Annotated in this window: 1 protein-coding gene; it reads left to right on the forward strand. The window is 43.1% G+C overall.

Features of this window, described 5'->3' with window-relative positions; all coding sequences use genetic code 11:
- The coding region (locus tag ACS8FD_RS19495; protein WP_439277079.1) for a dipeptide ABC transporter ATP-binding protein at positions 1–712 on the forward strand (712 nt) is incomplete at its 5' end.
- Between the last annotated feature and the right edge of the window lie 65 nt (positions 713–777).

A 777-nucleotide genomic window follows, 5' to 3' on the forward strand; every position in this document is an offset into this window, starting at 1 on the left:
ATTAAAAGATTTGCGTACCGAAATTCAGATGGTATTCCAAAACCCTTATGGCAGTTTAAACCCGCGTCATACTATCGGTTATCAATTAACTGAACCGTTAGATATTCATACCAAGCTATCAAAGGAAGAGAAGCGCAACAAAATTAATGAGATGACGAAACATGTTGGCCTGCGTCCCGAACATGCTGGCCGTTATCCGCATATGTTTTCAGGTGGACAGCGTCAACGAATTGCCCTCGCTCGCGCTATGATGCTTAATCCAAAGATTGTGGTCGCTGATGAGCCTACCTCCGCGCTCGATGTCTCGATTCAAGCGCAAGTATTGAATTTATTCATGGACTTGCAAGACGAATACCATACCGCTTACGTCTTTATCTCACACAATCTATCAGTGGTACGCCATGTCGCTGATGATGTAATGGTGATGTACTTAGGTCAGGCGGTCGAACATGGACCTAAAGAAGCCATTTATAATGCCCCAAAACATCCTTACACCATTGCTTTATTAGCAGCGGCACCGACTGTAACTGGCCATAAAAATGACTTAACCTTACATGGCGAACTTCCAAGTCCACTTAATCCACCAAGTGGCTGCGCGCTGCATAAACGCTGTCCTTATGCCAAACCTAAATGTAGTGAAATAGAGCCGGAGCTGCGAGAGTGGGAAGGTCGATTGGTCTCTTGTTTACGGTTGGAAGAAATTTATGGTTGATATAAATAATCGCCTAGTCTTTAGTTTGCAATACAATGTTAAATACGAGATAAAAAAAGACTTAG

This window comes from Psychrobacter sp. 1U2, from assembly GCF_051847575.1.